Annotated in this window: 3 protein-coding genes; 2 read left to right on the top strand and 1 reads right to left on the bottom strand. The window is 37.4% G+C overall.

The features are described from left to right. The first annotated feature begins 125 nt into the window (after nucleotides 1-125). Both ACFIL2_RS03490 and ACFIL2_RS03485 read left to right on the top strand, forming a co-directional pair. Nucleotides 126-407: a type II toxin-antitoxin system RelE/ParE family toxin gene (locus ACFIL2_RS03490; protein ID WP_375680588.1), complete on the top strand. Its 282-nt coding sequence runs from the start codon at nucleotides 126-128 to the stop codon at nucleotides 405-407. Between the two features lie 16 nt (nucleotides 408-423). Beyond that, on the top strand, nucleotides 424-717 hold the full coding sequence (locus ACFIL2_RS03485; RefSeq protein ID WP_375618724.1) for a HigA family addiction module antitoxin: 294 nt from the start codon (nucleotides 424-426) through the stop codon (nucleotides 715-717). A 49-nt stretch (nucleotides 718-766) separates the two neighbouring features. On the opposite strand, the gene ACFIL2_RS03480 is transcribed toward ACFIL2_RS03485, so the two are convergent. Next, entirely contained in the window at nucleotides 767-1,033 is a 267-nt protein-coding gene (locus ACFIL2_RS03480) for a hypothetical protein (protein ID WP_375681687.1), read from the bottom strand. Nucleotide 1,034: the final 1 nt, after the last annotated feature.

Raw genomic sequence — 1,034 nt, 5'->3', positions numbered from 1 at the left:
TTCAATTATTTCAAAAGGATATTATTGATTATTAACATATAACATTATGTTTTAAGGCGCTCTTTGATAAATAATCAATTGACATAAATGCATGGTGTATAGTACCAAGTATCAAGAGGGTATATATGGCAATCGTTAGTTTTAAGTATAAAGGGTTGAAATTATTCTTTGAAAGAGGAGAGTGCAAAGGCATACAACCCGCGCATGTTAAAAAATTAGCAAACATTTTAGTAATTTTAGATACAATATCCGCGCCTGAACAAGTTACTCTTAAATCGTATCGTCTACATGCGCTTACGGGCGATTTAAAAGGTTACTGGTCAATGCGTGTCAATGCAAATTGGCGTGTTACCTTTCGTTTCATTGGGACAGACGTTGAACTGGTTGATTATCAAGATTACCATTGAGTTTTGAGGTGTTATTATGATGTACAATCCTCCACACCCTGGCGGCATTTTGAAAGAAGAATTGCTTGATGAATTAGGATTAACAGTAACAGAAGCGGCAAATCGTCTTGGTGTTGCACGTTTAACTTTATCCCGTGTCTTAAACTGTCATGCAGCGATTAGCATTAACTTAGCTTTACGGTTAGAAAAAGCGGGTTTAAATGATGCGGAATTCTGGCTTAAATTGCAACAAAAGCATGATTTATGGCAAGCTCGGCATAACAACCCAATCCCACATATTTCACCTTTAGAGCAAGTAGGGCATCTTTAAAAATACTTAGTCCATCTTTCTTCACATCTAGAGGTCATGTTCTTTAAAATCAAGCAACTTCTGATAGTTTTTTTATGCCTTTATTGATCTCGTCTATAAGAGGTTCGTAATTGAGAACGCTTTTCGGAATAGCACCACCGTAAACCCACGCTTTCACTTGCGCTTTGGTACTAAAATCTGCCTTTTCTGGTACGGTGTAGTACTGACCACCGTCAAACTTTTCACACTCTCTTGTACCGTCTTCATATTCGTAGAGGTTGTAAAAATACTCCTCTGCTTCATCTCCCCAAGGAACATAACCAACAGCTGTTGCAATA

It is taken from the genome of Bartonella sp. AP30XZML (genome assembly GCF_042195945.1).
Classification (GTDB): Bacteria; Pseudomonadota; Alphaproteobacteria; order Rhizobiales; family Rhizobiaceae; genus Bartonella.
Note: the sequence above shows the minus strand (reverse complement) of the source record. Positions and strands in the feature narration are given on the sequence as shown.

Coding starts and splice junctions, on each gene's coding strand:
- ACFIL2_RS03490 (WP_375680588.1), top strand. CDS start 126: ATGGCAATCGTTAGTTTTAAGTATAAAGGGTTGAAATTATTCTTTGAA.
- ACFIL2_RS03485 (WP_375618724.1), top strand. CDS start 424: ATGATGTACAATCCTCCACACCCTGGCGGCATTTTGAAAGAAGAATTG.